We start from the raw sequence: 22,836 nt of genomic DNA, 5'->3' as shown, positions 1-22,836 counted from the left end.
TTGCCTCGGGCGTAAGTCACGGCGGGCCAGGCAGGGGGGCTTTCGGTCTTTCCTCGGGGGAACCACGGGATGGCAAACGATGGGAACGAGCGCGACAAGAACGAGTACCAGGCCCTCCCGCTCTCGGACGCGTCCATGGCCCAACTCTTCCGGGGCGAGCTCAGTCGCTCGGACACCTGGCGGTCGCGCCTGGACAACAGCACCAACTGGTCCATGACGACCACGGCGGCCGTCGTCTCCTTTGGCTTCTCCGCCGCGGCCTCGTCCGTCGTCTTCCTGGTGGGCATCGGCATGGTGCTCTCCTTTCTCTTCATCGAGGCGCGCCGCTACCGCTATTACGACCTGTGGATGCGACGGGTGCGGCTGCTGGAGGACGGTTATTGGGTCCCCATGCTGCGCCGCGAGCCGGTGGACCCGGACGCCCTGCGCGAGCTGGCCAGCATCATGGAGCGACCGCAGATCCAGCTCTCGCTCTTCTCCGCCCTCTCCACCCGCCTCAACCGCGCGTACGGGCCCATCCTGCTGGTGCTGACGCTCTCCTGGTTCGTCAAGGTGTACAGCCACCCCCGGGCGCCCGAGAGCTTCAAGGAATTCGTGGAGCGCGCGCACATCGGCCCCATCCATGGGGCGGCGGTGATGGCGTTCGTCTTCCTGCTGGTGCTCCTGTTCGCCTACCTCTTCGTGGCCTCCTTCTTCACCAAGGCCCCGCTGGGAGAGCTGCGCACCCGGCCCCGCGGACGCCGCGCCGCGTTGTGGGAGTCCTTCTACCGGCCCTACGCCACGCTCGCCCCGCGCCGCCGCGGTCGCAAACCCTCGGCCCCGAGGGAGCCGCCCTCCACGCCTCCCATCCAGACTCCCTCGACGCATTAGTCAGGCTGTGCCCGGAGCGTTTTCCTCCTTCCGGGACCCTGGCTTTTGTGCTTGAAGCCGGGACCATGGCGAATACGCGTACGGTCACGGTCATCAATGGCGACGGCATTGGCCCCGAGGTGATGGCGGCCACCATCCGTGTTCTCGAGGCACTCAAGGCCCCCCTCGAGTTCGAGTTCAAGGACGCGGGCACCGAGGTCATCGCCAAGTACGGCACCAACCTGCCCCACGAGACGGTGGAGGCGGTGCTGCGCAGCGGCGTGGCGCTCAAGGGCCCCACGGGCACGGTGGTGGGCGGCGGCATGGCCTCGGCCAACGTGGGCCTGCGCAAGCGCCTGGACCTGTACTCCTCGCTGCGCCCCGTCAAGAGCGTGCCGGGCGTGAAGACGCGCTACGACGACGTGGACCTGGTGGTGGTGCGCGAGAACACCGAGTCGCTCTACGCGGGCCTGGAGCACATCATCGTCCCGGGCGTGGTGGAGTCGCTGAAGATCATCACCGAGAAGGCCTCCACGCGGATTGCCCGCTTCGCCTTCGAGTACGCCAAGAAGAACGGGCGCAAGAAGGTGACGAGCGTCCACAAGGCCAACATCATGAAGCTGTCGGATGGCCTCTTCCTCGACTGCACCCGCAAGGTGGGCCGGGAGTACCCGGAGATTCAGTACGAGGAGGTCATCATCGACAACATGTGCATGCAGCTGGTGAAGGACCCGACCCGCTACGACGTGTTGGTGATGGAGAACCTGTACGGGGACATCATCAGCGACCTGTGCGCGGGGCTGGTGGGCGGCCTGGGCCTGGTGCCGGGCGCCAACATCGGCGAGCGCACGGCGATGTTCGAGGCGGTGCACGGCACGGCGCCGGATATCGCGGGCAAGGGCCTGGCCAACCCCACGGCGCTGATGATGTCGGCGGTGATGATGCTGGACTGGTTGGACCTGCGGGACGAGGCGCGCAAGTTCCAGGGCGCGCTGTCCAAGGTGCACGGCGAGGGCAAGACGCGCACGGGCGACCTGGCCGGCAGCGCCACCACGCGCGAGTTCACCGACGCGGTCATCGCGGCGCTGTAGTCCGTGCCCCTAGTCGAGGAAGCGGCGCTCCCAACGGAGCACGTCCTCGGCGGTGAAGTGGGGGTTGAAGAGGGGCTTCTGGTGGTAGAGCCAGGGCTCCAGGACGCGCGCCAGTTCGCGGTAGGCGGGCAGCACCTGGCCCTGCTCGGTGTCCCCCGCCTCCGGCCATGGGCCGAGGGTCACGACGGCGCGCTCCCCCTCCAGTTCCCGCACGGTGGTCTCCGGCGAGTGCAGGCGGGAGCGCAGCCCGCCCACACCGCCCAGCTCTCCCAGCACGGGCTGTCCCAGGAAGGTCATCCACGAGGGCCCACGGACCCGCGTGCCGAGATACCGCGAGAAGCGGCTCAAGTTCGGGATGTCCAGGCCCGGGTAGCGGAAGCTTCGGTGGCGAATCTCCTGCGTCACGCCCACCACGTCCGTCTCACAGTTGAAGGACAGCCCAGCATGGCCCGAGCTGAAGGGCAGCGGGTCCGCCAGCTCCAACACCAGCTCGCACAGCCGAGCCGGGCCGTGCTCCTCCAGGTACTCGGTGGGCAACCAGAATGAGAGGGCGCACACCATTCCCGGCCTCTCTCCCCAGGAGGGGGCATCGAGCGGCCTGCCGTAGTATTCGACCCGGTACCTGTTCTCACTGCCCGACGCGTCCCGCAGGTCAACGATGGCACTGGTGCCGTCGAGAATCCTGCGTCGAGTCGAAGCCCAGCCCTCGTCGTCGAGCTCCCGCCACTCTCCCTCCGCCGCGTACAAGCCCAGTGCTCGCGGCTCCATCGCTCGCAGGTACGCGTCCAGGGAGCGCATCACGGCGGGTGCCACCTCGGCGTGGGACCGGCGCATGTAGAAGTTGATGCTCAGCCCCTCGCGAATCAGCAGGTGGCCGCCTTCAGTGCGAATGCGGATTCGCGGGTAGTGCTCGCTCATCGAATGACTCGGAGAGGCACCGACCACACACATCCCACCAAGAGCGCGGCCTCGCGACGAGGACGTCGAGCATCAGCCCACGGTGACGCGGCGCACGCCGCGGGCCTCCAACAGCCCGGGGAGGCGCTCGCGCTGATCGCCCTGGAGCACCAGGGTGTCGTCCTCCACGGTGCCGCCGCAGCCGAGGCTCCCCTTGAGGGCCTTCAGCCACTTCTCCATCTCGGAGGCAGGCAGCCCGAGCTGCTCCACCACCGTCACTTCCTTGCCCCCACGCCCCTTGCGCTCCATGCGCACCACGGCGCGCGCGGGGCCCTTGGGCTCCTCGGCCTTCACCGGCTTGGGAGCCGGCCCGGGGGGCAGCGCCTCGCGCTTGAGGCCGCCGAGCGCGGCGAAGGGGTTGTGGAAGGGCGCCGCCGGGGCAGGCGCCTCGGGCTTCTTGTCACGCTTGCCCATGGCGCCCCTGCTCAGTGCGGATGGTCGTGGGCCTGCATCGCCTGCGCCTTCGGCGCGGGCAGCACCTTGAAGGCCGGCGCGTCCGGGTTCCCATCCGCCATGATGAGGGCGTAGAGGAAGGACGGCATGGCCATCGCCTCGCGGCCGTTGACGACCACCAGTGGCGTGCCCTGCAGGTCGTGCCGCTTCGCGTACTCCACGTCCTCGTTCAGCTTGCGGGTCGTCTCCTGGCTGGCGATGCACGCCTCGAGCTGCGAGCGCGAGACGGAGCCGGAGGAGAGGATGTCCATCACCTTCGAGGGCGAAAGCGAGGCCTGGGCCTCGAAGAGCTGCTCGCGCAGCTCCCAGAAGTCCGGGGCGTCCTCGAGGCAGATCTGCCCCTTGGCGGCCACGCAGCGGATGCCGGTGCCATCGGAGGCGCGCGGGGGCATGGCCGGGTTGCAGGCGGCGTCGAGCGGGAACTGGCGGGCCTCCAGCGACAGCTTGCCCTCGGGCAGGCGCTTCTTCATGAGGGCGAGTACCTCCACCAGGGACTTGCAGTGCGGGCACCGGCTGTCGGTCCACTCGACCATCTTCACCGGCGCGTCCACGGGCCCATGGCGGCGGCGCGCGGGAGCGAGGGCCGGCAGGGGCGAGTCCTCACGGTACTTCGCGAGCGCGTTGGCGAGGGCCTGCTGCTCCGTCGGGGGAAGGCCGCGCAGGTACGCCTCCAGCGAGGCCGGGTCCTCCGCGGGGGCCATCTTGGCGACGGTCTCGGAGGCGGCGGAGGCGTGGGGCGTCTGGAGGCCGGGCATCAGCAGCGCCAGGTAGCCGGCCAGGGCGAAGCCGCCCGTCCACTGGAGGGCACGGCCCCACTCACCCGTCTGGGGCATGACGGGCCCGGGCAGGCCGCGCCAGGCCACGACCGCGAAGGAGAGCGTGAGGGCATAGGTGGCCAGACACGTGGGGCACAGCGCGCCGGAGCTCGCGCTCGCGGCGGCGAAGACGAGGCTGGCGCCCACACCCGCGGCGGCCGTCAGGCGCAGGCCGTTGGTGGCGGGCCGCACGGTGTACCCGTTGCGCCGCCACACGAGGTAGAGGGCGGAGAGCGCCACCGCGACGATGCCCCACACCACGCCGAGCGCGGCCACGGGCATGCGCAGCACCTCATGCACCGTGCTGGCGAAGGCCGAGTTCCACACCGTCTCGCAGTTGATGCGCTCGGAGACGCCGCAGACGGTGGTGCCACCGCGGCGCAGGGTGAGGAGCTGGCTCCACTGGAAGAGGGAGAGCGCGCTCTCGGCGACGCCCAGGACGAGCAGTGCCACGGCACCACGGACTGGGACGGGAGGGGGTGGATTGGCCTTCTTGCTCATACGTGCTCCGGAGGGGGGGTCATCAGGACGAGGAGGCGGGCGTTGTCGGGGCCGTCATTGGTGACGCCGTGCTCGACGCCCGCGGGGGCGAAAAGGGCGGCGCCAGGGCCGTGAACGGCCTCCTCGGCGCCAAGGAGGAAGCGGCAGCGGCCCTCCAGGACGAGGTACACCTTGTCCGAGGCCGCGTGCCGGTGGGGCTTCTGGGACTGGCCCGCCGCGAGGCAGTACACGTCCAGGAAGAAGCGCTCGGACTTGAAGAGGTTGTGCTTCTGGAGCTTCTCGGCGGAGAAGCCCAGGAAGTCGGACAGGTGTCTCACATCCATCGTGGCATTCACTCCGGGGCCTCTATATAGCGACGGACATGGAACCGCTGTCTCTGCATTTTCTTCATGAGCAGGCAGGCGCCCATTTCCTGGAAGTCACGAGCCGGGAGGTGGTGGCCGATTACGGGCATGGGGACGAAGAGTACCGGGCAGCCCGGGAAGCGGTGGCCCTCCATGATGCCACCTATCGGGAAGCGCTGCGGATAACGGGCGAGGACCGCGCAAGCTTCCTGCATGGAATGGTGACCCAGGAAGTGAAGGGGTTGGCCGCTGGGGCCGCCACCTACGCCGCCATGATAACGGTGAAGGGCGCCATGGTCGCCGATGCCCGCATTCTCCGGCGGGAGAGCGACCTGCTCCTCGACGTGGAGCCCGGGCTGGGCGCCAAGGTCCGGGAGTTCCTGGAGAAATTCCTCATCTCCGAGGACGCCGAGCTGCACGACGCCACGGCCGAGCAGGGGGTGCTGCGGCTGCTGGGACCCCGGACGAGCGAGCTGCTGAGCGCCGTGCTGGGTGGCCCGTTCGCTCCCCTGCCCCAGGACGCCACCCGGGCCGTCACCCTGGCGGGCCAGGAGGTGCTGCTGGTGGGCGCCACCCGGTTGGAGCCGCATGGGGTGGAGTTGCTGGTGCCCCGGACCGGGCTGGAGGCGGTGTGGAAGGTGCTGGTCGCGGCGGGAGCCGCCTTCGGGCTCAAGCCGCTGGGCTGGCGGGCGCTGGAGGTACTGCGCGTGGAGGCCGGGGTGCCGCGCTTCGGACAGGACATGGTGGACACCACCATCCCGCTGGAGGCGAACCTCACGCACGCCATCTCGTACAACAAGGGGTGCTACATCGGGCAGGAGGTCATCGCGCGGGCCACCTTCCGGGGGCACATGAACCGGAAGCTGACAGGCCTGTTGTTGGGGGCCACCGAGGCCACGCCCGGCACCGAGCTGAAGAAGGACGGCAAGAAGGTGGGCTGGTTGACCACCGTGGTGCGCTCGCCCTCCCAGGGACAGACGGTGGCGCTGGGGTACGTGCACCGCGACCACCTGGAGCCGGGCACCGTGCTGGCGGTGGGCGAGGGGCCGGCCGAGGCCACCGTGTCGGCCCTGCCCCTCACCGCCCCTCGACCCGGGTGAGCTACGGAATGAAGCTCTTCTGGTAGTTCGGGTCCTGCACCGATAGCGCCGCGGCGGTGGGGTGCAGGGGGAGCAGCGTGTCCAGCATCACCGCCAGCTCGTTCGTCTCGCGGTGGCCGATGCTGCCCTCGTACGCGCCCGGGTGCGGCCCGTGCGCCACGCCCATCGGGTGGAAGCTCACGCTCCCGGGCCCCACTCCCCGCCGGCTGGTGAAGTTGCCCCGGCAGTAGAAGAGGAACTCGTCGCAGTCCACCGACGAGTGCGGGTAGGGGCACGGAATCGCCTCGGGGTGGAAGTCCACCATTCGCGGCACGAACGAGCAGATGAGCGCCCCGCGCGTCGCGAATGTCCCGTGCCACGTGGGCGGCAGGTGCACCAGGCCCGCGCGCGGCTGGAAGTTCAGGATGGGGAAGGCCCACGGGTACACCGTCCCGTCCCACCCCACCACGTCCAGCGGTGAGTGCTGGTACTCGAAGCCGTGGAAGCGGTCCCCCCGCTTCACCACCAGGTCGCGAATCCCCTCGTCCTGGGGCCCGGTGAACTCCACCACCTTGAAGTCCCGGTGGCTGTACGGCGCGTCCATGCGCAGCTGGCCCACGTCGTTGCGCCACTGGCGCGGCAGGTGGACCCCGCCCTTGCACTCCATGGACAGCCAGTACTGCGGCACGCCCGGGTCCGGGAGGATGCGGTGCACCAGCCCACGCGGGATGAAGACGTAGTCCTCCGGGCCGAAGCGCAGGTCGCCCAGCACCGAGCGCACCACGCCACTGCCCTGGTGGATGTAGAAGAGGTCGTCCGCGTCCGCGTTGGTGAAGTAGACGGAGTCCGCCTCGGTCGGGTGCAGCACGCCCAGGGTGACGTCCGCGTTGAACAGCAGCGGGACCCGGGCGTTCAGCGGCGCGCCGCCCTTGGGTGGCAGCTCCTGCGTCTTGTAGTGCCGCTTGGCCAGCCGCTGCTCCGGCACGGCCTTGGGCGGCTCCCAGCCCCCCTTCACCTCGCCCAGGCCCTGCGTGTGCGGAGCCTTCTGGTGGTAGGCGATGGTGTACGGGCCCTCGAAGCCGTCTCGGGTCAGGCACTCCTCGAACATCAGGGTGCCCTTCTCGTCCCGGAGCTGGATGTGGTGCTTGCGGGGCACCTTGCCCACGACGCGCCGCTCGAACATGGCCTAGATCCGCCCTTCCGTCTTCTGCTGGCGCTCGATGCTCTCGAAGAGCGCGCGGAAGTTGCCGCCACCGAAGCCCTGGTCACCCTTGCGCTGGATGATCTCGTAGAAGAACGGGCCCGCGTGCGGATCCTTGTAGAGCGATGCCGCGTCCTTCATGAAGATCTGGAGCATGTAGCTGTGCTCGCCGCCACCGTCGATGAGCACCTCCAGGTCGCGCAGCACCTCGATGTCCTCGTCGATCTTCTTGATGCCCAGCCGCTCGATGCGCTCGGGCAGCGCGTCGTAGTACGTGCCCGGGGTGGGCATGAAGGAGATGCCCGCCTTCTCGCGCATCGCCTTCACCGAGGACAGGATGTCCTTCACCACCAGCGCCAGGTGCTGCACGCCATCGCCCTTGTGGTCCTCGTTGAAGATGTTGATCTGCGAGGTCTTGAAGAAGGGCTTGAGGGGCTCGTTGTTGGCGAACTTCACCCGGCTGACGGGATCCCAGATGACCTCGGAGCGCAGACCCGAGCCGTGCTCGCGCTTCTGCTTGGAGGCCACGTCGTCGGTGTGGAACTGGATCTCCCAGAACTTCTCGAAGCCCATCACATGCTCCATCCACAGGAGCATGGGCCGCATGGTCTGGAAGTTGGACGTGATGTGGTCGATGTGCGTGAAGCCGTAGCGGTTGTTGCCGCCGCGCGGATGCTCGTGCTGCACGAAGCCCGGGTAGAGGGCCTTGTAGCCGTCGCGCTGGATGAAGCGGAAGGTGGTGTCACCAAAGGGCGTGGTGATGGAGAACTGCGCCAGCTTGCCGCCCTTCTCGTCGGTGTGGCGCTCGATGTCGGTGATGAAGGTGGCGCCGCGCTGCTCCAGCAGGCGGTAGGTCTTCTCGATGTCCTCCACCTGGTAGTTGAGCGTGCCCACCCCGTCCGGGTGCTTGCGCAGATAGCGCCAGGCGCGACCGCCCTCCCCCACCGGCTGGCTCACCACCAGCACGACGTTACCCGCCTGGAAGACGGCGGACTTCTGCTTGCCCTTCTGCTCCAGCTCCGGCGAGGAGACACCCTGCTCCGCGAAGTCCAGCCCCTCCACGTAGAAGCGCCGGCTGCGCTCCAGGTCATGCACGTACCAGTGGACGCTCTCCAGCCCCTTGATGCCCAGCGACTCGAGCTTTGCCATGTCGTCGACTCCTTGATGCTTCTTGAAACGTAATCAGGTCCTGCGTCGTCATCCGTTCAGGCCGGCACCGCGTCCGGCTGCCGGTCCGCGTGAGCCGCCTGGAAGGCGGGAAGGCGGGCACACGCCGCCTCGATCCGGGTGAGCAGCTCGTACGGTCCGAGGTCTACCCCGAAACGCCGGGCGCCGTAGAGTTGGGGCACCAGGCAGATGTCGGCGAACGACACAGCGTCGCCCAGGCAGTACGTCCCCGCCGTCTCCTGGACGGCCGTCTGGAAGGCCGCCAGGCCCCGGTCGATCCAATACGCGCTCCACGCCTTGTCGTCGGCCTTCAGCTCCCCTTTGATGCGCTGCAGCACGGAGAGGTTCTGGAGGGGCTGGATGCCCGAGTTCACCATCTCCGCCAACATCCGGCAGCGGGCACGGGCATACGGGTCGGCCGGCAGCAGGGCGGGCGAGGGGTGGCGCTCCTCCAGGAACTCCAGGATGGCCAGCGACTGGGACAGGTGTCGCACCTGACCGCCCTCGGTGAACTCCAGCGTGGGCACGGTGCGCATGGGGTTGAGGGCGCGGTAGGCGTCGGTGTGCTGCTCGCCCCCGTCCTTCACCAGGTGCACCGGCACGTACTCGTAGGACAGGCCCTTGAGGTCGAGCGCGATGCGCACCCGCCACGAGCACGACGAGCGCCAGTAGTTGTACAGCTTCACGGCGCGACCACCTTCTGCGAGATGCGCCCGAAGAGGCTGCTCCCATCGGGGCCGAACATCTCGATGTCGATGGTGTCCCCCACCTTCATGAAGGGCGTCTTGGGGCCACCGTTCTCGATGGTCTCGATCATCCGGCGCTCGGCGAGGCAGGAGATGCCGCGCTCGCGCTCCGCGTTGGACACGGTACCGCTGCCGAGGATGGTGCCGGCGGTGAAGGCGCGCGTCTTGGAGATGTGCTGGATGAGGTCGAAGAAGGAGAAGTGCATCTCCGGACCGGCGTCGGTGTCGCCCACCACCTGGCCGTTGAGGGTGGAGCGCAGGCGCAGGTGGACGCGGCCGTCCCTCCACGCGGAGCCGAGCTCGTCCGGCGTGAGGGCGAAGGGGCTGAAGGCGCTGGAGGGCTTGCCCTGGAAGAAGCCGAAGCCCTTGGCCAGCTCGTTGGGGATGAGGTTGCGCAGGGTGACGTCGTTGCAGAGCATCACCAGCTTCACGTACTTCCCCGCGTCCTGGGCCTTGGTGCCCAGCGGCACGTCCCCGAGGATGACGGCCACCTCGGACTCGAAGTCCATGCCCCACGTCTCGTCCACCATGGGCAGGTCCTGCGTGGGCGCGAGGAAGGTGCCGGAGCCGCCCTGGTACACGAGCGGATCCGTCTTCATCGTGGGCGGGGGCTCGGCGTTGCGCGCCTTGCGCACGAGGATGACGTGGTTGAGGTAGGCGCTGCCATCCACCCACTCGTAGGCGCGGGGCAGCGGCGAGAGCAGCGCGCCCACGTCGACGGGGCGGCTCTGCACGCGGCCGGCCTCGAGCTCCTCGGCCAGCGCACGCAGCTTGGGCTCCGTCTCGTCCCACTTGTCGAGCGCGGCCTGGAGCGTGAGGGCCACGTTGGTGGCGAGCGCGTAGGCCGAGTTGTCCCGCTTGACGACGATGAGCCGTCCGTCGCGGGTTCCGTCGTTCAGGGTGGCGAGCTTCACGGGTCGAACTCCCAGGAGCGGCCAGGGGGAGGAAGGGAGGGCGGGCCGACGCCCCGATCCGGGCTTTTCCGTGCAGGGGCCCGGGGTGTCAAGCGAAGGCTGCCGGCACCGCCATCTCGCGCCGCGTCATCGCTCCTTCCGTACACGCGGTGTAGGGTTGGGCACACGCCCCCTACCCCGAGTCCCGATTTCTCGACGGGTCGAGCGAGCACGGTAAGCTGCCGGATCATCCGCCCCATGCCCTCCAACAAGACCGAGCTCGCCGCGCGCATCGCCCTCACCAAGCCCACCGATGCCGTACGAGGCCTCTTCTTCAGGGTGGTGCTCGACTTCGTGGAGCAGCAGGGAGGCGCGGCGGCGCTGAGCCGGGTACGCACCGGCACGCTGGCCAGGGACATCAGCGATCTGCGCACCTACCCCGCCACGGACTACCTCCAGCTGCTCTACGGCGCGGCGGACGCGCTGGAGGGGAAGCTCGGCCCCCAGGACGCGGTCTTCAACGCGTGCGGCAAGGCCTGCGTGCGGCGCTTCTCCACGGGCCCGGGGCAGGTCGTCTTCGGCATCCTCGGCAAGGGAGACCCGCAGCGGCTCTTCGCCCAGACGCGGGTGGCCTTCAGCACCGTGGTGACGTACGGCAAGCGGGAGCACCGCCCCGCCGGCTCCAACGGGTGCATCATCGCCTACCGCGGCGACATGCAGCCGGCCGCCTACCATGTGGGCATCTTCGAGGGCGCCCTGGAGGCGCTGGGCTTCAAGGGCAGCGTGAGGGCCCACATCCTCAACCTCGACTCGGTGGACTACGAAATCTCCTGGGAGTGAGGCTCACTCCAGGGGGGTGAGCGTCAGCTCCATCACGCCGATCAGCCGCTCGCCCACCGAGGCCCAGCAGTAGAAGCGGTGGTCGGAGCCCTCCACGCCGTGGCGGTGGGCGCCGAACGTCACCGTCTCTCCGGCGTAGGCGAGGCTGTCCGCGCGCACCTCGCCCCGCGTCACCAGGTAGCGCGCCCGCGCGTTGCCCAGCAGTTGGCGCAGCAGCGTGCCGGCCAGCCCGGACAGCCCGCTCATCACCACCGCCACCGGCAGCACCGGGTGCAGGGCGAAGTGGCCCTTGCACAGCTCCGCCGTCACCGGGCCCAGCGTGGCCCGCATGCACTCGCCATCTCGCACCAGATCCTTCAGGGGCGGAGGCTGGCGGTGGGGATTCTGCCTCAGGGCGGCGAAGTCGGCCGGCGTGGCGCCGCGCGGCCCGCGCTCGGCCCGGGGCTCGCGGCGCATGTCCAGGCGAGCCCCCTCGAAGAGCCGCAGGAAGGCCGCCGACGACAGGACGTTGAAGTCCACCTCCAGCGAGAACAGGGGCAGGCCCTCGGGGTCGGCCAGGACGGTGTGCGCCCGGGCGCAGCGCTTGTCGATGAACTCCGCCCGCGCCAGACCCCACAGGGGCTCGTCCAGGCGCGAGCGCGGCCCGTCGTGCAGCCGCTCCAGCCGGGCGCGTCGGGCCAGGTAGTAGTGCTGCCCCTCCTTGGGGTTCACCAGCGACGAGGCACACGAGCCGAGGATGGCCAGGTGCCGCCCCACTTCCGCCGCGTTGATGGGCGAGGCCTCCGCTCCCGGGTCCTGCTCCACCGGCACCCGCGCCAGCACCTCGCCCGGACCCACCATCGTCACCTCGCTCAGCGCGAAATACGGATCCCTCACGCAGATGCGCGCGTACAGCTCCGACTTCGGCACCACCGGATGGCCGCTCAAGCCCACACCTCTCCCCTCGAAAGGCACCTGCTCACCCCAGAGGGTAGCCAGGACAGGGGCGGCCAGGGCCGAGATGGAGGGTGCATTGCGAGCGTACGTCTGGGGGAGATGGAGTGCGTTACCCATGCGTCTTCCCTCGTCTGGAGACCCCGGGGGGCGCGGGGTCCGCCTTGACACCGTAAGGGGTCGAAGCCGACACAGGGGTACACCCTAACCCAGGTCCCCGCCACTCAGGGAGGGGGCAACTTTCCGGTGGGTTCGAATTTCATCACCCGGCGGCGTTCCAACAGGAGCGCCAATCCCAGAAATCCCAGGGTCCCGAGGGAGAGGAAGGCCCCGAGCCGCTGGCCGACAGGGCGGTAGGTGAAGGTCACCTTATGGGCCCCCTCCGGGATGAGCACCCCGCGCACCGCGACATTGGCCGGCAGGATGGGAGCGGGCTGCCCGTCCACGGTCGCGCTCCAGCCACTGTCGTAGGCGTCGTTGAGCACCAGCACCGCCGGCGCGCCCGCCTCCACGTCGAGCTCCACCTCCTCCGGCGCGTAGTGGACGAAAACCACCTGGCCGAGCTCGCCGGACGTGGGAGGCGCCTCGAAGCGCGGGGTCTCGGGGGTGCACTCGAGGGCGGCCTGCCGGCCGGGCTGGAAGGAGCGCGAGAGGATGAGGGCGCGCGCGGCGGACACGTCCTCCACGCATACGGGCGTGGCCAGGTAGGCGCGCGGCAGCGTGCGGGGGTTGCCGAGCAGCACCGCCTCCACGGTGCGATCCTCGGCGAGGACCACCTCCGGATTGCCGCGCATCTCCTCGTAGTCGCTGGCTCCCAGGGTGAAGTAGCGCACGTGGTAGAGGCCGGAGACACGGCCCATCCACACGGCGAACGAGTCGAGCGAGCGGACCAGGCCGTAGTACCGCCAGGAGACGCCGGGGAGGTAGGGCTTGGCGCTCTCCAGGTTCCAGAGCGCGGGCGTGTTCGGATCGAGCGCGGCGACGATGTTGAGGGACGCGATGTCGTAGGCATGCAGCCCGGGAGGAATCCTGCGCGGCTCCAGGTCCTGCACCGCCCCGAAGACCCGCGGCCGCCCCGCGATGGCGTTCGGTTCGCGTCGCAGGATGAAGTCCACCATGCCGGTGGGCTGCTCCAGCAGGTCCGAGTAGGTCACCTGGTAGGTGCCCTCGTTGGCCACATAGAGCACGGCGAGCTGGAGCACGACGAACGCCCCCGCGCGCAACGTGAGCTGGTGCACCAGGGACAGCACCACGCCCAGCACGCCCAGCGTGAGGGCGGAGGTCAGGGTCGCCTTCAGGAAGTTGCCGTGGATCAACCCCAGGGCCCTGGGCTGGGGATCCGTCCAGAGGGAGCCAATCACCCTCTGGGAGAACACCCCCCACCGCCACTCCCCGAGCGCGAGCAGGCCGCACACCAGCGCGAGCCCGAAGCCCACCAGGCCGAGGCGCCGCGACAGGGCGGGCTCCCGGCGGAGGGCCTCCACCCCGGCCCCGGCCCCCAGGGCACCGAGGAACAGGAGATAGGGGAGCAGCTTCTCCGGGTAGCGGAAGGAGCTCCACAAGGGGACCCACTGGTAGAACCAGCGATACAGCGGCAGGTGGTGTCCCAAGGCCAGCGCGAGGACGAAGAGCGCGAGCCCCGTCACCTTCCACGTCAGCGGGTCGCGGCGGTTGGCCCAGAGGGCCGCCCCCAGCAGCAGCAGGGCCGGAAACCCCACGTGCACCGAGCTCACCCAGAAGGTGTGCAGCCCCATCTGGAACAGCTCACCCGCCAGTCGGGTCGAGGCCACCGAGCCCGTCTCCGGATCGATGTAGAGCGGCCCGAGGACCATCTCGATGAGCTGGAGGGGGTGGAAGGAGAAAGAGGTGGCCGTCGCCAGATCGGGCGCGCTGGGATTCACCTCGTCCAGGATCGCGAGCACCGGAAGCATCTGCACCGCGGACAGCAGCGCGCCGAGCACGATGAGCAGCCCGGCCCGGGGGGCCGCTCGCAGCGCACCGGCACGGTCCGGACGCAGCAGCACCAGCGCGAGAATCATCCCATTGCACATCGCGAAGCTCTGGGGATCGCCACTGAGGAGCACGAGGCACAGGGGGAGGGCGGCGGCGGCGGCTCGCGCCACGGAGGGCTGGCGCAGGAAGCGCTCCGCGCCCCAGAGGGCCCAGGGGAACGTCGCGGCCGCCATGAGGTAGAGCAGGTTGTTGCTGATGCCCACCATGTAGCCGCACAGCGCGTAGGTGACGCCCGACAGCAGTGCGGCCCCGCGCCCCATGCCCCACAGCCGCGCGCAGCGGTAGGTGCCTCCCAGCGCGACCACGTAGGCGAGCAGGGTGATGAGCTTCAGCGCCGCTCCGAGCGGCAGCAGCAGGTAGAACAGGTTGGCGGGGTGGTACACCCCGGAGATGAGCATCCCCGCGAACGGTTGCCCCAGCCCGTCGTAGGGGTACCAGTCCGGGAACTGGAGCTGGGACACGCGCTCGGCCCAGTACTTCTTCAGCGGGTAGTAGACCCGGAGGATGTCGCGCGAGATGAAGATCTCGTCCGAGAAGGTCGCCCGGTGGAAGTAGAACAGCGGGAGGGCGACGATGGCGACCACCGCCGCGAGGCGGGTCCTGGCCTGCTGGGAGAGAGGCATGTCGGTGCGCGCATACCTCCGTCTCCCTCTGACAGGCAACCCCACTCTTCAGGGCGTGACGAGGGCCCCGGGGCTCGTTCGGGAGCCTGCCCTGCCCTGAAATACTTCTTCATACGGCCGAAGCCCGCTCGTCATCTCAGGGTGTCAGGGTGCACCCTGCGGCCCGGGGGCATTCGTCTCCGATCGAACCTGAACCAGGCAACCGAGGAGGCATGAACCCCTCTCGTGCCCCCGGGTCGCATCTTGTCCCTGTTCCCACGAGGGAGCGAGGACACGGCGAGAGGAGCCACGCGCATGGAGCAGACGACCCACCCCACCCCGGATGAAGGCACCATCCAGGTGCTGCTGGTGGAGGACGACGAGCGGCTGGCCCGGCTCACCTCCCGCTACCTCCAGGAGCATGGCGTCCTCGTCACCGTCGCCCGCACCGGCCCCGAGGGGCTGGCCGAGGCCCACCGCCACGCCTACGACATCATCCTCCTGGACCTGATGCTCCCCGGGCGCGATGGCATGGAGGTGTGCCGCGAGCTGCGCTCACGCAGTGACGTCCCCATCATCATGGTGACGGCGCGCGGCGAGGAGGTCGACCGGGTGCTCGGTCTGGAGACGGGCGCGGACGACTACCTCGCCAAGCCCTACTCCTCGCGCGAGCTGCTCGCGCGCATCCGGGCCCAGGTGCGGCGTGCTCGCGGGCGGGCCGGCCCCTCCACCCACCCCATCCAGGTGGGCAAGCTGTCGATGGAACCCAGCAGTCTGCGCGCCACGCTCGACGGCAAGGTGCTGCCGCTGACCACCTACGAGTTCGCCCTGCTGCGCGTGCTGGCCGAGCGCGCCGGCCGGGTGCTCAGCCGCGAGCAGCTCCTGGACTCGGTGAAGGGCAACGCGGAGGAGGTGTTCGACCGCTCCGTCGACGTCCACATCTTCCGCATCCGGCAGAAGCTCGAGGAGGACCCGCGCAGCCCCAAGCTGCTCAAGACGGTGCGCGGGGCGGGCTACCTGCTCGCCACCGGTGACGAAGCATGAGGACCCGGCTTCCCGGCCGCCTGCTGCTGCGCATCTACCTGGTGGGCCTCGCGCAGCTCCTGCTCATCGCCCTGGCCTTCAACGTGGCCCGCCGGTACGCCATGGAGGGGCCCCGGCCACGCTTCTTCGAGCGGAACGCGGCCTACTTCGTCTCCGAGTGGGCCCGCTTCCGCGACCAGCCAGAGGTGCTGCAAGAGGTGTTGGACCGGGCCGGCCAGAAGCTCCGGGTGAAGGTGACGATGCACGCCGCCGACGGCCGGCTCCTCGCCTCCAATGTCTCGCCGCCCGGCGCCCCCCTCTCCGCCGAGGAGCTCCGCCAGCTCGAGCAGGCACGCGTGGTGGACAGCTCCCAGTCGCCTCACGTGATGAGGGTGGCCATCCCGGAGACGGGCCCGCTGGAGGTCTACGCCACGCTGGAGCTGCCCCCTCACCCCGGGCCTCCCCCCGACCTGTGGCTCATGATTGCCGCCGTCCTCGGGTGCACGGCCATCACCTCCATCGTCTTCGCCCGCTCCCTGGCCGTACCGCTCCAACAGCTGGCCGCGACGGCACGGGCCTTCGGCGAGGGCAGGCTGAGCGCGCGCACGGGCGTGCGCCGGCGCGACGAGCTGGGACAGGTGGCCGAGGCCTTCGACGAGATGGCCGAGCGACTCACCCACCTGTTGCGCTCACAGAAGGAGCTGCTCGCCAACGTCTCGCACGAGCTACGCACCCCGCTGTCCCGCATCCGGGTGGCCCTGGATCTGGCCAACGAGGGGGACGCCACACTGGCGCGCGAGTCCCTGGCGGACATCGCCGAGGACCTGAACGAGCTGGAGCGGCTGGTGTCGGACGTGCTCACCGCGGCCCGACTGGATTTCACCACGAGCCAGACCCCCGGCGGCACGCCGCCGCTGCGCCGGGAGTTCGTGGAGGCCCAGTTCCTGGTGGACAAGGCCGCCGCGCGCTTCCGCTCCGCCCGTCAGGAACACCGATTGGAAGTAAAGGTGGACGGGCCGCTGCCCATGCTGGAAGCGGACCCGGTGCTGCTGCGGCGCGCCATCGACAACCTGCTCGACAACGCGGGCAAGTACTCCGAGCCGGGCAGCACCGTGCGGCTGCTCTCCCGCTCCACCGCCGATGGGCTCCAGGTGGAGGTGGCCGACGAGGGCATGGGCATCGACGCGAACGACATGCCCCACATCTTCACCCCCTTCTTCCGCGGTGATCGCAGCCGGGCACGGAAGACGGGCGGCGTGGGGCTGGGGCTCGCCCTCGCGCGCCGCATCGTGGTCGCCCACGGCGGCTCGCTCACGCTGGAGAGTCAGCCGGGAGTGGGGACGACGGCCCGCATCAGCCTCCCCGCCGCCCCGGAGGCAGGACTCGACGCACCGCGCCACGAGTGACCGCCTTCTGTCTGGTTTTGAAGGGATGTCCCTGCTTTATGGGAAGTCTTGGTGGTAGGATATGCGTTCGCTCGCTCGCTCCACGGGCGGGCGCATACCCCTACCCCAGGAAGTTCCATGATCGCATCCGTCAGACCGGCCGCCCTCGCGGTCGCCGTCCTCACCGCCCTCCTCGCCGCCCCGGAGGCCTCGGCCACCAACTACTCGCTGTGGATCCACGGCAAGAACGGCGGCGGCACCCAGCGCGGCAACTATGCCGACTTCTCCAACTGGGGCCCGAGCACCGTCAGCGCGGGCGTGAACAAGAAGGCCGTCAACTGGGACGGCCGGCAGAAGATCTCCGTCGAGAACTTCCGCATCCGCGACGCGCTCGACTGCTTCTGCACCGGCGCCAACTGGTGTTACATCGCCTCGCACAGCGCCGGCAACCTGCAGATCGGCTACGCGCTGTCCATGTACGGCGGCTCCACGCGCTACAAGAAGAACGCCGTCCCCAACTCCACCGGCGTGTGCGGCAACACCGACGGCACCACCCAGGTGGGCTGGAACATCAAGTGGGTGGACGTGGCCTCGGGCGCTGGCGGTGGCAGCGAACTGGCCGACAACGGGGAGTGGGCGACGAGCGATCCCATCGTGGGCGACCTGGTCACCTCCACCGCGCGCGCCATGTACAACCACAACACCACGCGCTCCAAGTGGTTCTACATGTTCGCCGCCGCCAAGGGCACGGCCTACTCCGGCATCCTCCCCGGCCAGGACGACGAGGCCGTGGCCTACCACTCCACCGGCGGCGTCTCCGTCAAGGGCGGCTACTGCAACCCCGGCGACTGGTTCTGCGACGGCACCCTGAACACCGGCACCGCGGCCACCAGCAACGGCAAGGCCCTGTGGTCCTACCACCGGGTGTCGTTCCGCGATGACGGCGAGAACCACGACCACTACCAGAACGGCAACTGGGAGAACATCGTCGGCGTGGTCCGCGCCGACATGGCCTCCTACGCCTACTGAGTCGGTGTCCTGAAGCACCTGGGCGCCCCGTGAGAGGGGCGCCCCGCTTCGGCCCCGTGGGGGGCCCCGTTGTCCTCTCACGGGGGAAGCGGCTATGCAGGGGGTCCCTCACCATGACCCAGCCCTCTGAGCAGTCCCAGAGCAACTCCACCTTGAAGGTGGCCGCCGCGAGCTTCATCGGCACCGCCGTGGAGTTCTACGACTTCTTCCTCTACGGAACGGCCGCGGCGCTCATCTTCAACCGCCTCTTCTTCCCCTCCTTCGATCCGTTGGTCGGCACGCTCCTGGCGTTCGCCACCTTCGCGGTGGGCTTCGTGGCCCGGCCGCTGGGCGGCGTGGTGTTCGGCCACTTCGGCGACAAGCTCGGGCGCAAGTCCATGCTGAGCGCCACGCTGATGATCATGGGCGTGGCCACCTTCGCCATCGGTCTGCTGCCCACCTACGAGCGCATCGGCGTCTGGGCGCCCGCGCTGCTGGTGCTGCTGCGCGTCCTCCAGGGCTTCGGCCTGGGTGGCGAGTGGGGCGGAGCGGTGCTCATGGCCGTGGAGCACGCGCCCGCGCACCGCCGGGGCTTCTACGGAAGCTGGCCGCAGATGGGCGCCCCCGCGGGCCTGCTGCTGGCCACCAGCGTGTTCGCCCTCTTCTCCCGCCTGCCCGATGAGCAGTTCATCACCTGGGGCTGGCGCGTGCCCTTCCTCTTCAGCGCCGTGCTCATCGGCATCGGCGTCTTCATCCGCTTGAGCGTCGCCGAGTCCCCCGCCTTCCGCGCCGCCCACAAGACGCCCGACGCCAACGCGAAGCTCCCCATCGTCGAGGTGCTGCGCACCTACCCCCGGCAGATCCTCCTCGCCATGGGCGCGCGCTTCGCCGAGAACGGCTGGTACTACATCCTCGTCACCTTCGTGCTCACCTACGGCAAGCAGCGGCTCGGGCTGGAGCAGGCCACCATCCTCAATTGCGTGCTCGGAGGCTCCATCGTCCACCTGATGGCCATCCCCCTCTTCGGAGCCGCCTCGGACCGCTTCGGCCGCCGTCCCGTCTACATGGGCGGCGCCCTGGGGTGCGCGCTGCTGGCCTTCCCCTTCTTCTGGCTCATCGACACGAAGGCCCCGGTCCTCATCTGGCTGGCCCTCACGCTGGGCTTCATCGCCCACGCCGCCATGTACGGGCCCCAGGCCAGCTTCTTCTCCGAGCTCTTCGGCACCCGCGTGCGCTACAGCGGCGCCTCGCTGGGCTACCAGCTCTCCTCCATCTTCGCCGGCGGGATGGCTCCCTTCGCCGCCACCTGGCTGCTGAAGCGGTTCGACACGCCGTGGCCCGTGTCCGTCTACCTGCTGGGCCTCGCGCTCGTCACCATCGTCTCCGTGTACCTCTCCGCCGAGACGTTCCGGGACAAGCTCACCGAGCCCACCTCCCCGGCCCCCGCGGACAGTGCCACGGGGACCGACGGGAAGCGCGAAGTGGCGTGAGCCTCAGCGGGCCGTCCAGCCGCAGTCCATGACCTGGGCGGCCCCGGTGATGCCGCCCGCGGCCTCCGAGCACAGGAAGGCGACGTAGGCCGCCACCTCGCTCGGCTCCAGCAGGCGCTTCACCGCCGCGGGCGCCAGCATGATGCGCTCCACGACTTCCTGCTCGGACAGCCCGTGGACGCGGGCCTGGTCGGCGATCTGCTTCTCCACCAGCGGCGTGCGCACGTAGCTGGGGCAGATGGCGTTCACGGTGACGCCCTTGTCCGCCGCCTCGAGCGCCACCGTCTTCGTCAGCCCCATCAGGCCGTGCTTGGCCGAGATGTAGGCGGACTTGTACGGCGACGCCACCAGTCCGTGCAGCGAGGACACGTTGATGATGCGTCCCCACTTGCGCTCGTACATCAGCGGCAGGGCGTACTTCGTCAGCAGGAAGGGCCCCACGAGCATGATGCGGATCATCAACTCCCAGCGCTCCTCCGGGAACTCCTCCACCGGGGACACGTGCTGGAGCCCGGCGTTGTTCACCAGGATGTCCAGCCTGTCCCACGCCTGCCGCGCCCGGTCCACCAGCGCCCGGCAGTCCTCGCGCGAGGACACGTCCGCCCGCTGCGCGATGGCGCCGGGGATGCCTTCGGCCACCGCGCGCGCGCCCGCCTCGTCCAGGTCCGACACCAGCACCTGGGCGCCTCGAGCGCCCAGGTCCTCGGCCACGGCACGGCCAATCCCACTGGCCGCGCCCGTGACGAGCGCGGTCCTTCCCGTCAGCTCGCCCATGGCCTCGCCTCTCAGAGAACCAGCCGCAGCGTGAGGAAGCCGGACAGGTCGCGCTCCTCGGCCTCGGGCTTGCCCTCGACCTCACGCGCGAAGGTGGCCACGCGCGCCCCGAGCGCCACCTGGTCGAACATCCACCAGGTCGCGCCCACGTTGAGGTACGTGGTCGTGGAGCCGACGACCGGCTCGCTGCCTTCGTTGGTGCCCGTGGGCTGGATGAAGGAAGGCGTCTGGTCCGCCACCCGCGCGATGTGGAAGCCCACGCCCGACCTGCCGGAGAGGAAGACGTCCAGGCCGCCGGAGAGGCTGAGCGCGTTGAAGCGCGTGTCCAGCAGCGTGTTGCTGTAGCCCGCGACGGAGTTGGCCACGTCGTTCTCCACGCGCGCCACGTTGAAGAAGGGCGTCACCTCGAAGGGCAGCGACGGCACCATCCCCTTGAGCTTGAGCTTCACGTTGCCGCGGGCGTTGTAGCCCTGGATGGCCGGGTCATCCGTCGAGTTCGTCTGGTAGTTGATGTTGAAGACCTGCGCCATGGCCTTCGCCTCGAACCAGGGGTGGTCGTAGGAGAGCGAGGGGCTGACGACGCGGAAGTGGAAATCGTCATCCGGCTGGCCATTGCGGAAGCTGCCCAGGGGCCGCTCCCAGAAGCGGCTGCTGCCGCCGAAGGAGCCACCCACCATGAAGGAGGCCGAGGAACTCAGCGGGTTGGCCTCGGTGTAGCTCAAGCCGGCGGTGAGACCCCAGCGCGTGTAGCGCGCCTGCACGCCCTGCCCGCGGTTGAAGCCGCTGTAGAGCAGCGGGTCGCGCGTGTACTTGTCCGCCACCAGCACGTCGCCCGTGTGCGCGGAGAAGTAGTCCACGCTCGCCGGGTCCAGGACGATGCCGGCCTCCACCGTGGCGCCCCAGCGCTGAAGGCGCAGCACCTGGTCACGCACCGACATGGAAGCGGTGCCCTCCCAGATGCCCGAGCCGTGGCTGCGGATGTTGCGCTCGAACTCGCTGCGGAAGGTGACGTAGGGCCCCAGCCGACCCTCCACCCCGAAGCGGCCGATGGCCACCGTGGTGATGCGGCTCTCCTTGTTGGGGTTGGGGTTGACCAGCAGGTTCTCCGAGTGCAGGCCTCCCGCGATGGCCAGCACCGGGTTGATGAAGTACGTCTCGTTCCCAAACGCGAACATCGGCCGGGTGGCGGGCGTCGGCGCGCTCACCACCAGCGCCTCGGTGTCCTGCCGGCTCGGGGCCGCGGGCACGGCGGCGGCCGGCGACGGGGTGGCAATAGGGGCCTCGGAGGCCGGGGCTTCGGAAGTCTGCGCCTGGGCCGGAGCCACCAGCAGGGCGGAGGCCAGCGTGCAGACGAGCGCCACGCGGGACGCGGCGGGGAACGACGGATTCATGGGGGAGGACTCTCTTCGGCTGCACTGCGAAAGGGGAGACGCCGCCCGCGCACGGCAGCTGCGGACGCGGGCGGCGGGGAGACTGCCAGGAACGACGACTACCTGGCCAGATAGTCCATGGCGAGCTTCAGGCCCGCGTCGGAGCGCAGGGAGCCGAAGTGGTTGGCGATGGCGCCCTTGAGGAAGTAGCCGCTGGTGTCGTAGTCGTTGAGCGTCGTGAGCTTGTTGACCACGCAGCCCGGCATGTCGATGCGCGAGGCCGCCTCGGACACGTAGGAGTCCTGGTAGTTGGCGCCCTGCTGGATGTCCGTCATGGTGATGGTGAAGTACTTCACCACGTTGCCACCGCACTGGCCCGTCTTGCCAAAGGCGTAGTCACCGTCCGCGCACGGGGTGGCGAACAGATCGCGAGGCCCGTTGAGCGGCTTGTGGAAGTACGTCTGCACGTAGTTGGAGCGGCTGCCCATCTCGCAGACGATGGTGCCACGCATGGTGAGGTTGTTGGTGCACAGCGCGGAGGAGGAGTCGTAGGTGGACACGCCGTGGTTGGCGCCCGAGCCGAGGATGACGTGGCTCACCTGCGTGAAGGGGTTGATGGAGTCCGGCTTGCCCTCGGCGTGCTCCACGTAGAGCCGGCGGAGGGCATCACGCACCACCGTCACGCCCAGCGAGTGCCCGAAGAGCGCCACCTTGCGGCCCGGGTTGTTCTTCATCACCGCCTTGACGAGGGACTGGAGGATGGGCGTGGACCAGCCGTGGTCGATGTTGCCCGCGGCGTTGTCGCGCAGGGCGTCGGCCGTGGGCTCCACGCTGGTGACCAGGTCCGTGCGGAAGTCCACGGCGATGACGCGGTAGCGCTCGGCGACCAGCGCCTCGGCCAGCTGCGCGCGCGCCTCGGTGTCCGGGTTGAACTGCACCTTCTCGAAGGCGGAGTTGATGGACGTGCCGGGCGGCAGGAGGAACTTCTCCCAGTAATGGGGCCGGGAGGAGTTGCCGTGCACGAGGATGACGATGGGCTTGGAGGTGTCCTCGTTCGCCTGGGTGTACTCCTTGGCGGCGCAGGGGTAGCCTTGAATGTTGGCCAGGTCCCCGTCGATCAGGCCGGGGGCCTTGTTGGCCACGCCGACCGTACTGTCCGCGTTCCACTTCCCGTCGTTGTTGCCGTCGATGTAAGGCGTGCGACCGGGACCCTTCTCGGTGTTCGCCTTGTGGTAATAGAGGTTGTCCACGCTGCAACCGGGGTGGTTGGTCAGCGGGCGGTACTTGCCGTCGTACTCCTTG

General features: G+C 69.3%; 21 protein-coding genes. 8 read left to right on the top strand and 13 right to left on the bottom strand.

Translation table 11 applies throughout. From position 1 onward, the window contains the following. Positions 1–69: 69 nt before the first annotated feature. Positions 70–870: a DUF2270 domain-containing protein gene (locus VF794_RS21635; protein ID WP_414640937.1), complete on the top strand. Its 801-nt coding sequence runs from the start codon at positions 70–72 to the stop codon at positions 868–870. Between the two features lie 65 nt (positions 871–935). Continuing rightward, a complete protein-coding gene (locus VF794_RS21630) occupies positions 936–1,940 on the top strand; it encodes an isocitrate dehydrogenase (NAD(+)) (protein WP_331113348.1) in 1,005 nt (334 codons plus the stop codon). A gap of 9 nt (positions 1,941–1,949) precedes the next feature. Here VF794_RS21630 and VF794_RS21625 read toward each other — a convergent pair whose 3' ends face one another. The 4 genes from VF794_RS21625 to VF794_RS21610 all read right to left on the bottom strand — a co-directional run bounded on the left by VF794_RS21625 (position 1,950) and on the right by VF794_RS21610 (position 4,989). Next, on the bottom strand, positions 1,950–2,858 hold the full coding sequence (locus VF794_RS21625) for a DUF3396 domain-containing protein (RefSeq protein WP_331113346.1): 909 nt from the start codon (positions 2,856–2,858) through the stop codon (positions 1,950–1,952). A gap of 72 nt (positions 2,859–2,930) precedes the next feature. Beyond that, positions 2,931–3,311: a translation initiation factor gene (locus tag VF794_RS21620; RefSeq protein WP_331113344.1), complete on the bottom strand. Its 381-nt coding sequence runs from the start codon at positions 3,309–3,311 to the stop codon at positions 2,931–2,933. Positions 3,312–3,322: 11 nt separating this feature from the next. Beyond that, positions 3,323–4,666, bottom strand: a complete 1,344-nt coding sequence (locus VF794_RS21615; protein ID WP_331113343.1) for a thioredoxin domain-containing protein — start codon at positions 4,664–4,666, stop codon at positions 3,323–3,325. Next, complete coding sequence (locus VF794_RS21610; protein ID WP_331113341.1) at positions 4,663–4,989, bottom strand: cupin domain-containing protein; 327 nt, start codon at positions 4,987–4,989, stop codon at positions 4,663–4,665. The genes VF794_RS21615 and VF794_RS21610 overlap by 4 nt, the downstream gene beginning before the upstream one ends. Positions 4,990–5,027: 38 nt before the next feature. On the opposite strand from VF794_RS21610, the gene VF794_RS21605 reads away from it, so the two are divergent. Continuing rightward, a complete protein-coding gene (locus VF794_RS21605) occupies positions 5,028–6,110 on the top strand; it encodes an aminomethyltransferase family protein (protein WP_331113339.1) in 1,083 nt (360 codons plus the stop codon). A gap of 1 nt (position 6,111) precedes the next feature. Here the strand turns inward: VF794_RS21605 and VF794_RS21600 are convergent, their stop codons facing one another. Genes VF794_RS21600 through VF794_RS21585 form a run of 4 tightly spaced genes read right to left on the bottom strand, consistent with a single transcriptional unit; the run spans position 6,112 to position 10,117 of the window. After that, on the bottom strand, positions 6,112–7,272 hold the full coding sequence (locus VF794_RS21600) for a homogentisate 1,2-dioxygenase (RefSeq protein ID WP_331113337.1): 1,161 nt from the start codon (positions 7,270–7,272) through the stop codon (positions 6,112–6,114). Between the two features lie 3 nt (positions 7,273–7,275). Continuing rightward, a complete protein-coding gene (hppD, locus tag VF794_RS21595; protein WP_331113335.1) occupies positions 7,276–8,439 on the bottom strand; it encodes a 4-hydroxyphenylpyruvate dioxygenase in 1,164 nt (387 codons plus the stop codon). 56 nt (positions 8,440–8,495) lie between these two features. Then, positions 8,496–9,143 (bottom strand): maleylacetoacetate isomerase, encoded by a 648-nt coding sequence (gene maiA, locus VF794_RS21590; protein WP_331113333.1) that lies wholly within the window; start codon positions 9,141–9,143, stop codon positions 8,496–8,498. Then, on the bottom strand, positions 9,140–10,117 hold the full coding sequence (locus VF794_RS21585) for a fumarylacetoacetate hydrolase family protein (RefSeq protein WP_331113331.1): 978 nt from the start codon (positions 10,115–10,117) through the stop codon (positions 9,140–9,142). Before VF794_RS21585 ends, maiA begins: the two co-directional genes overlap by 4 nt. A gap of 237 nt (positions 10,118–10,354) precedes the next feature. On the opposite strand from VF794_RS21585, the gene VF794_RS21580 reads away from it, so the two are divergent. Next, the gene (locus VF794_RS21580; RefSeq protein WP_331113329.1) at positions 10,355–10,936 is read left to right on the top strand and encodes a TIGR02265 family protein; all 582 of its coding nucleotides are present in this window, start codon (positions 10,355–10,357) and stop codon (positions 10,934–10,936) included. Positions 10,937–10,939: 3 nt separating this feature from the next. On the opposite strand, the gene VF794_RS21575 is transcribed toward VF794_RS21580, so the two are convergent. Both VF794_RS21575 and VF794_RS21570 read right to left on the bottom strand, forming a co-directional pair. Beyond that, entirely contained in the window at positions 10,940–11,869 is a 930-nt protein-coding gene (locus tag VF794_RS21575) for a hypothetical protein (RefSeq protein ID WP_331113371.1), read from the bottom strand. Between the two features lie 224 nt (positions 11,870–12,093). Continuing rightward, on the bottom strand, positions 12,094–14,505 hold the full coding sequence (locus VF794_RS21570) for a YfhO family protein (protein WP_331113327.1): 2,412 nt from the start codon (positions 14,503–14,505) through the stop codon (positions 12,094–12,096). Positions 14,506–14,799: 294 nt separating this feature from the next. Between VF794_RS21570 and VF794_RS21565 the strand changes: the two genes are divergently transcribed. The 4 genes from VF794_RS21565 to VF794_RS21550 all read left to right on the top strand — a co-directional run bounded on the left by VF794_RS21565 (position 14,800) and on the right by VF794_RS21550 (position 19,390). Next, positions 14,800–15,528, top strand: a complete 729-nt coding sequence (locus tag VF794_RS21565; RefSeq protein ID WP_331113325.1) for a response regulator transcription factor — start codon at positions 14,800–14,802, stop codon at positions 15,526–15,528. Beyond that, positions 15,525–16,913 (top strand): HAMP domain-containing sensor histidine kinase, encoded by a 1,389-nt coding sequence (locus VF794_RS21560; protein ID WP_331113323.1) that lies wholly within the window; start codon positions 15,525–15,527, stop codon positions 16,911–16,913. Before VF794_RS21565 ends, VF794_RS21560 begins: the two co-directional genes overlap by 4 nt. 117 nt (positions 16,914–17,030) lie before the next feature. Next, positions 17,031–17,921, top strand: coding sequence for a hypothetical protein (locus VF794_RS21555; protein ID WP_331113321.1), 891 nt, complete (start codon positions 17,031–17,033; stop codon positions 17,919–17,921). A gap of 113 nt (positions 17,922–18,034) precedes the next feature. Beyond that, positions 18,035–19,390: an MFS transporter gene (locus VF794_RS21550; protein WP_331113319.1), complete on the top strand. Its 1,356-nt coding sequence runs from the start codon at positions 18,035–18,037 to the stop codon at positions 19,388–19,390. A gap of 3 nt (positions 19,391–19,393) precedes the next feature. Here the strand turns inward: VF794_RS21550 and VF794_RS21545 are convergent, their stop codons facing one another. The 3 genes from VF794_RS21545 to VF794_RS21535 all read right to left on the bottom strand — a co-directional run. Then, the gene (locus tag VF794_RS21545; RefSeq protein WP_331113317.1) at positions 19,394–20,164 is read right to left on the bottom strand and encodes a 3-hydroxybutyrate dehydrogenase; all 771 of its coding nucleotides are present in this window, start codon (positions 20,162–20,164) and stop codon (positions 19,394–19,396) included. Between the two features lie 11 nt (positions 20,165–20,175). Further along, complete coding sequence (locus VF794_RS21540; RefSeq protein ID WP_331113315.1) at positions 20,176–21,555, bottom strand: hypothetical protein; 1,380 nt, start codon at positions 21,553–21,555, stop codon at positions 20,176–20,178. Positions 21,556–21,653: 98 nt separating this feature from the next. Next, the coding region (locus tag VF794_RS21535; RefSeq protein WP_331113313.1) for an alpha/beta hydrolase at positions 21,654–22,836 on the bottom strand (1,183 nt) is incomplete at its 5' end.

Origin of the sequence: Archangium sp. (assembly GCF_036389735.1) — a bacterium.
Lineage (GTDB): Bacteria > Myxococcota > Myxococcia > Myxococcales > Myxococcaceae > Archangium.
This window is presented reverse-complemented; position numbering and strand designations above follow the sequence as displayed.

Excerpts from the sequence above, each read along its gene's own strand:
- VF794_RS21605 (WP_331113339.1), top strand. The coding sequence starts at position 5,028 with ATGGAACCGCTGTCTCTGCATTTTCTTCATGAGCAGGCAGGCGCCCAT.
- VF794_RS21565 (WP_331113325.1), top strand. The coding sequence starts at position 14,800 with ATGGAGCAGACGACCCACCCCACCCCGGATGAAGGCACCATCCAGGTG.
- VF794_RS21550 (WP_331113319.1), top strand. The coding sequence starts at position 18,035 with ATGACCCAGCCCTCTGAGCAGTCCCAGAGCAACTCCACCTTGAAGGTG.
- VF794_RS21610 (WP_331113341.1), bottom strand. The coding sequence starts at position 4,989 with ATGGATGTGAGACACCTGTCCGACTTCCTGGGCTTCTCCGCCGAGAAG.
- VF794_RS21570 (WP_331113327.1), bottom strand. The coding sequence starts at position 14,505 with ATGCCTCTCTCCCAGCAGGCCAGGACCCGCCTCGCGGCGGTGGTCGCC.
- VF794_RS21540 (WP_331113315.1), bottom strand. The coding sequence starts at position 21,555 with ATGAATCCGTCGTTCCCCGCCGCGTCCCGCGTGGCGCTCGTCTGCACG.
- VF794_RS21625 (WP_331113346.1), bottom strand. The coding sequence starts at position 2,858 with ATGAGCGAGCACTACCCGCGAATCCGCATTCGCACTGAAGGCGGCCAC.
- VF794_RS21615 (WP_331113343.1), bottom strand. The coding sequence starts at position 4,666 with ATGAGCAAGAAGGCCAATCCACCCCCTCCCGTCCCAGTCCGTGGTGCC.
- VF794_RS21560 (WP_331113323.1), top strand. The coding sequence starts at position 15,525 with ATGAGGACCCGGCTTCCCGGCCGCCTGCTGCTGCGCATCTACCTGGTG.
- hppD (WP_331113335.1), bottom strand. The coding sequence starts at position 8,439 with ATGGCAAAGCTCGAGTCGCTGGGCATCAAGGGGCTGGAGAGCGTCCAC.
- VF794_RS21580 (WP_331113329.1), top strand. The coding sequence starts at position 10,355 with ATGCCCTCCAACAAGACCGAGCTCGCCGCGCGCATCGCCCTCACCAAG.
- VF794_RS21635 (WP_414640937.1), top strand. The coding sequence starts at position 70 with ATGGCAAACGATGGGAACGAGCGCGACAAGAACGAGTACCAGGCCCTC.
- VF794_RS21555 (WP_331113321.1), top strand. The coding sequence starts at position 17,031 with ATGATCGCATCCGTCAGACCGGCCGCCCTCGCGGTCGCCGTCCTCACC.
- VF794_RS21600 (WP_331113337.1), bottom strand. The coding sequence starts at position 7,272 with ATGTTCGAGCGGCGCGTCGTGGGCAAGGTGCCCCGCAAGCACCACATC.
- VF794_RS21630 (WP_331113348.1), top strand. The coding sequence starts at position 936 with ATGGCGAATACGCGTACGGTCACGGTCATCAATGGCGACGGCATTGGC.
- VF794_RS21620 (WP_331113344.1), bottom strand. The coding sequence starts at position 3,311 with ATGGGCAAGCGTGACAAGAAGCCCGAGGCGCCTGCCCCGGCGGCGCCC.
- VF794_RS21545 (WP_331113317.1), bottom strand. The coding sequence starts at position 20,164 with ATGGGCGAGCTGACGGGAAGGACCGCGCTCGTCACGGGCGCGGCCAGT.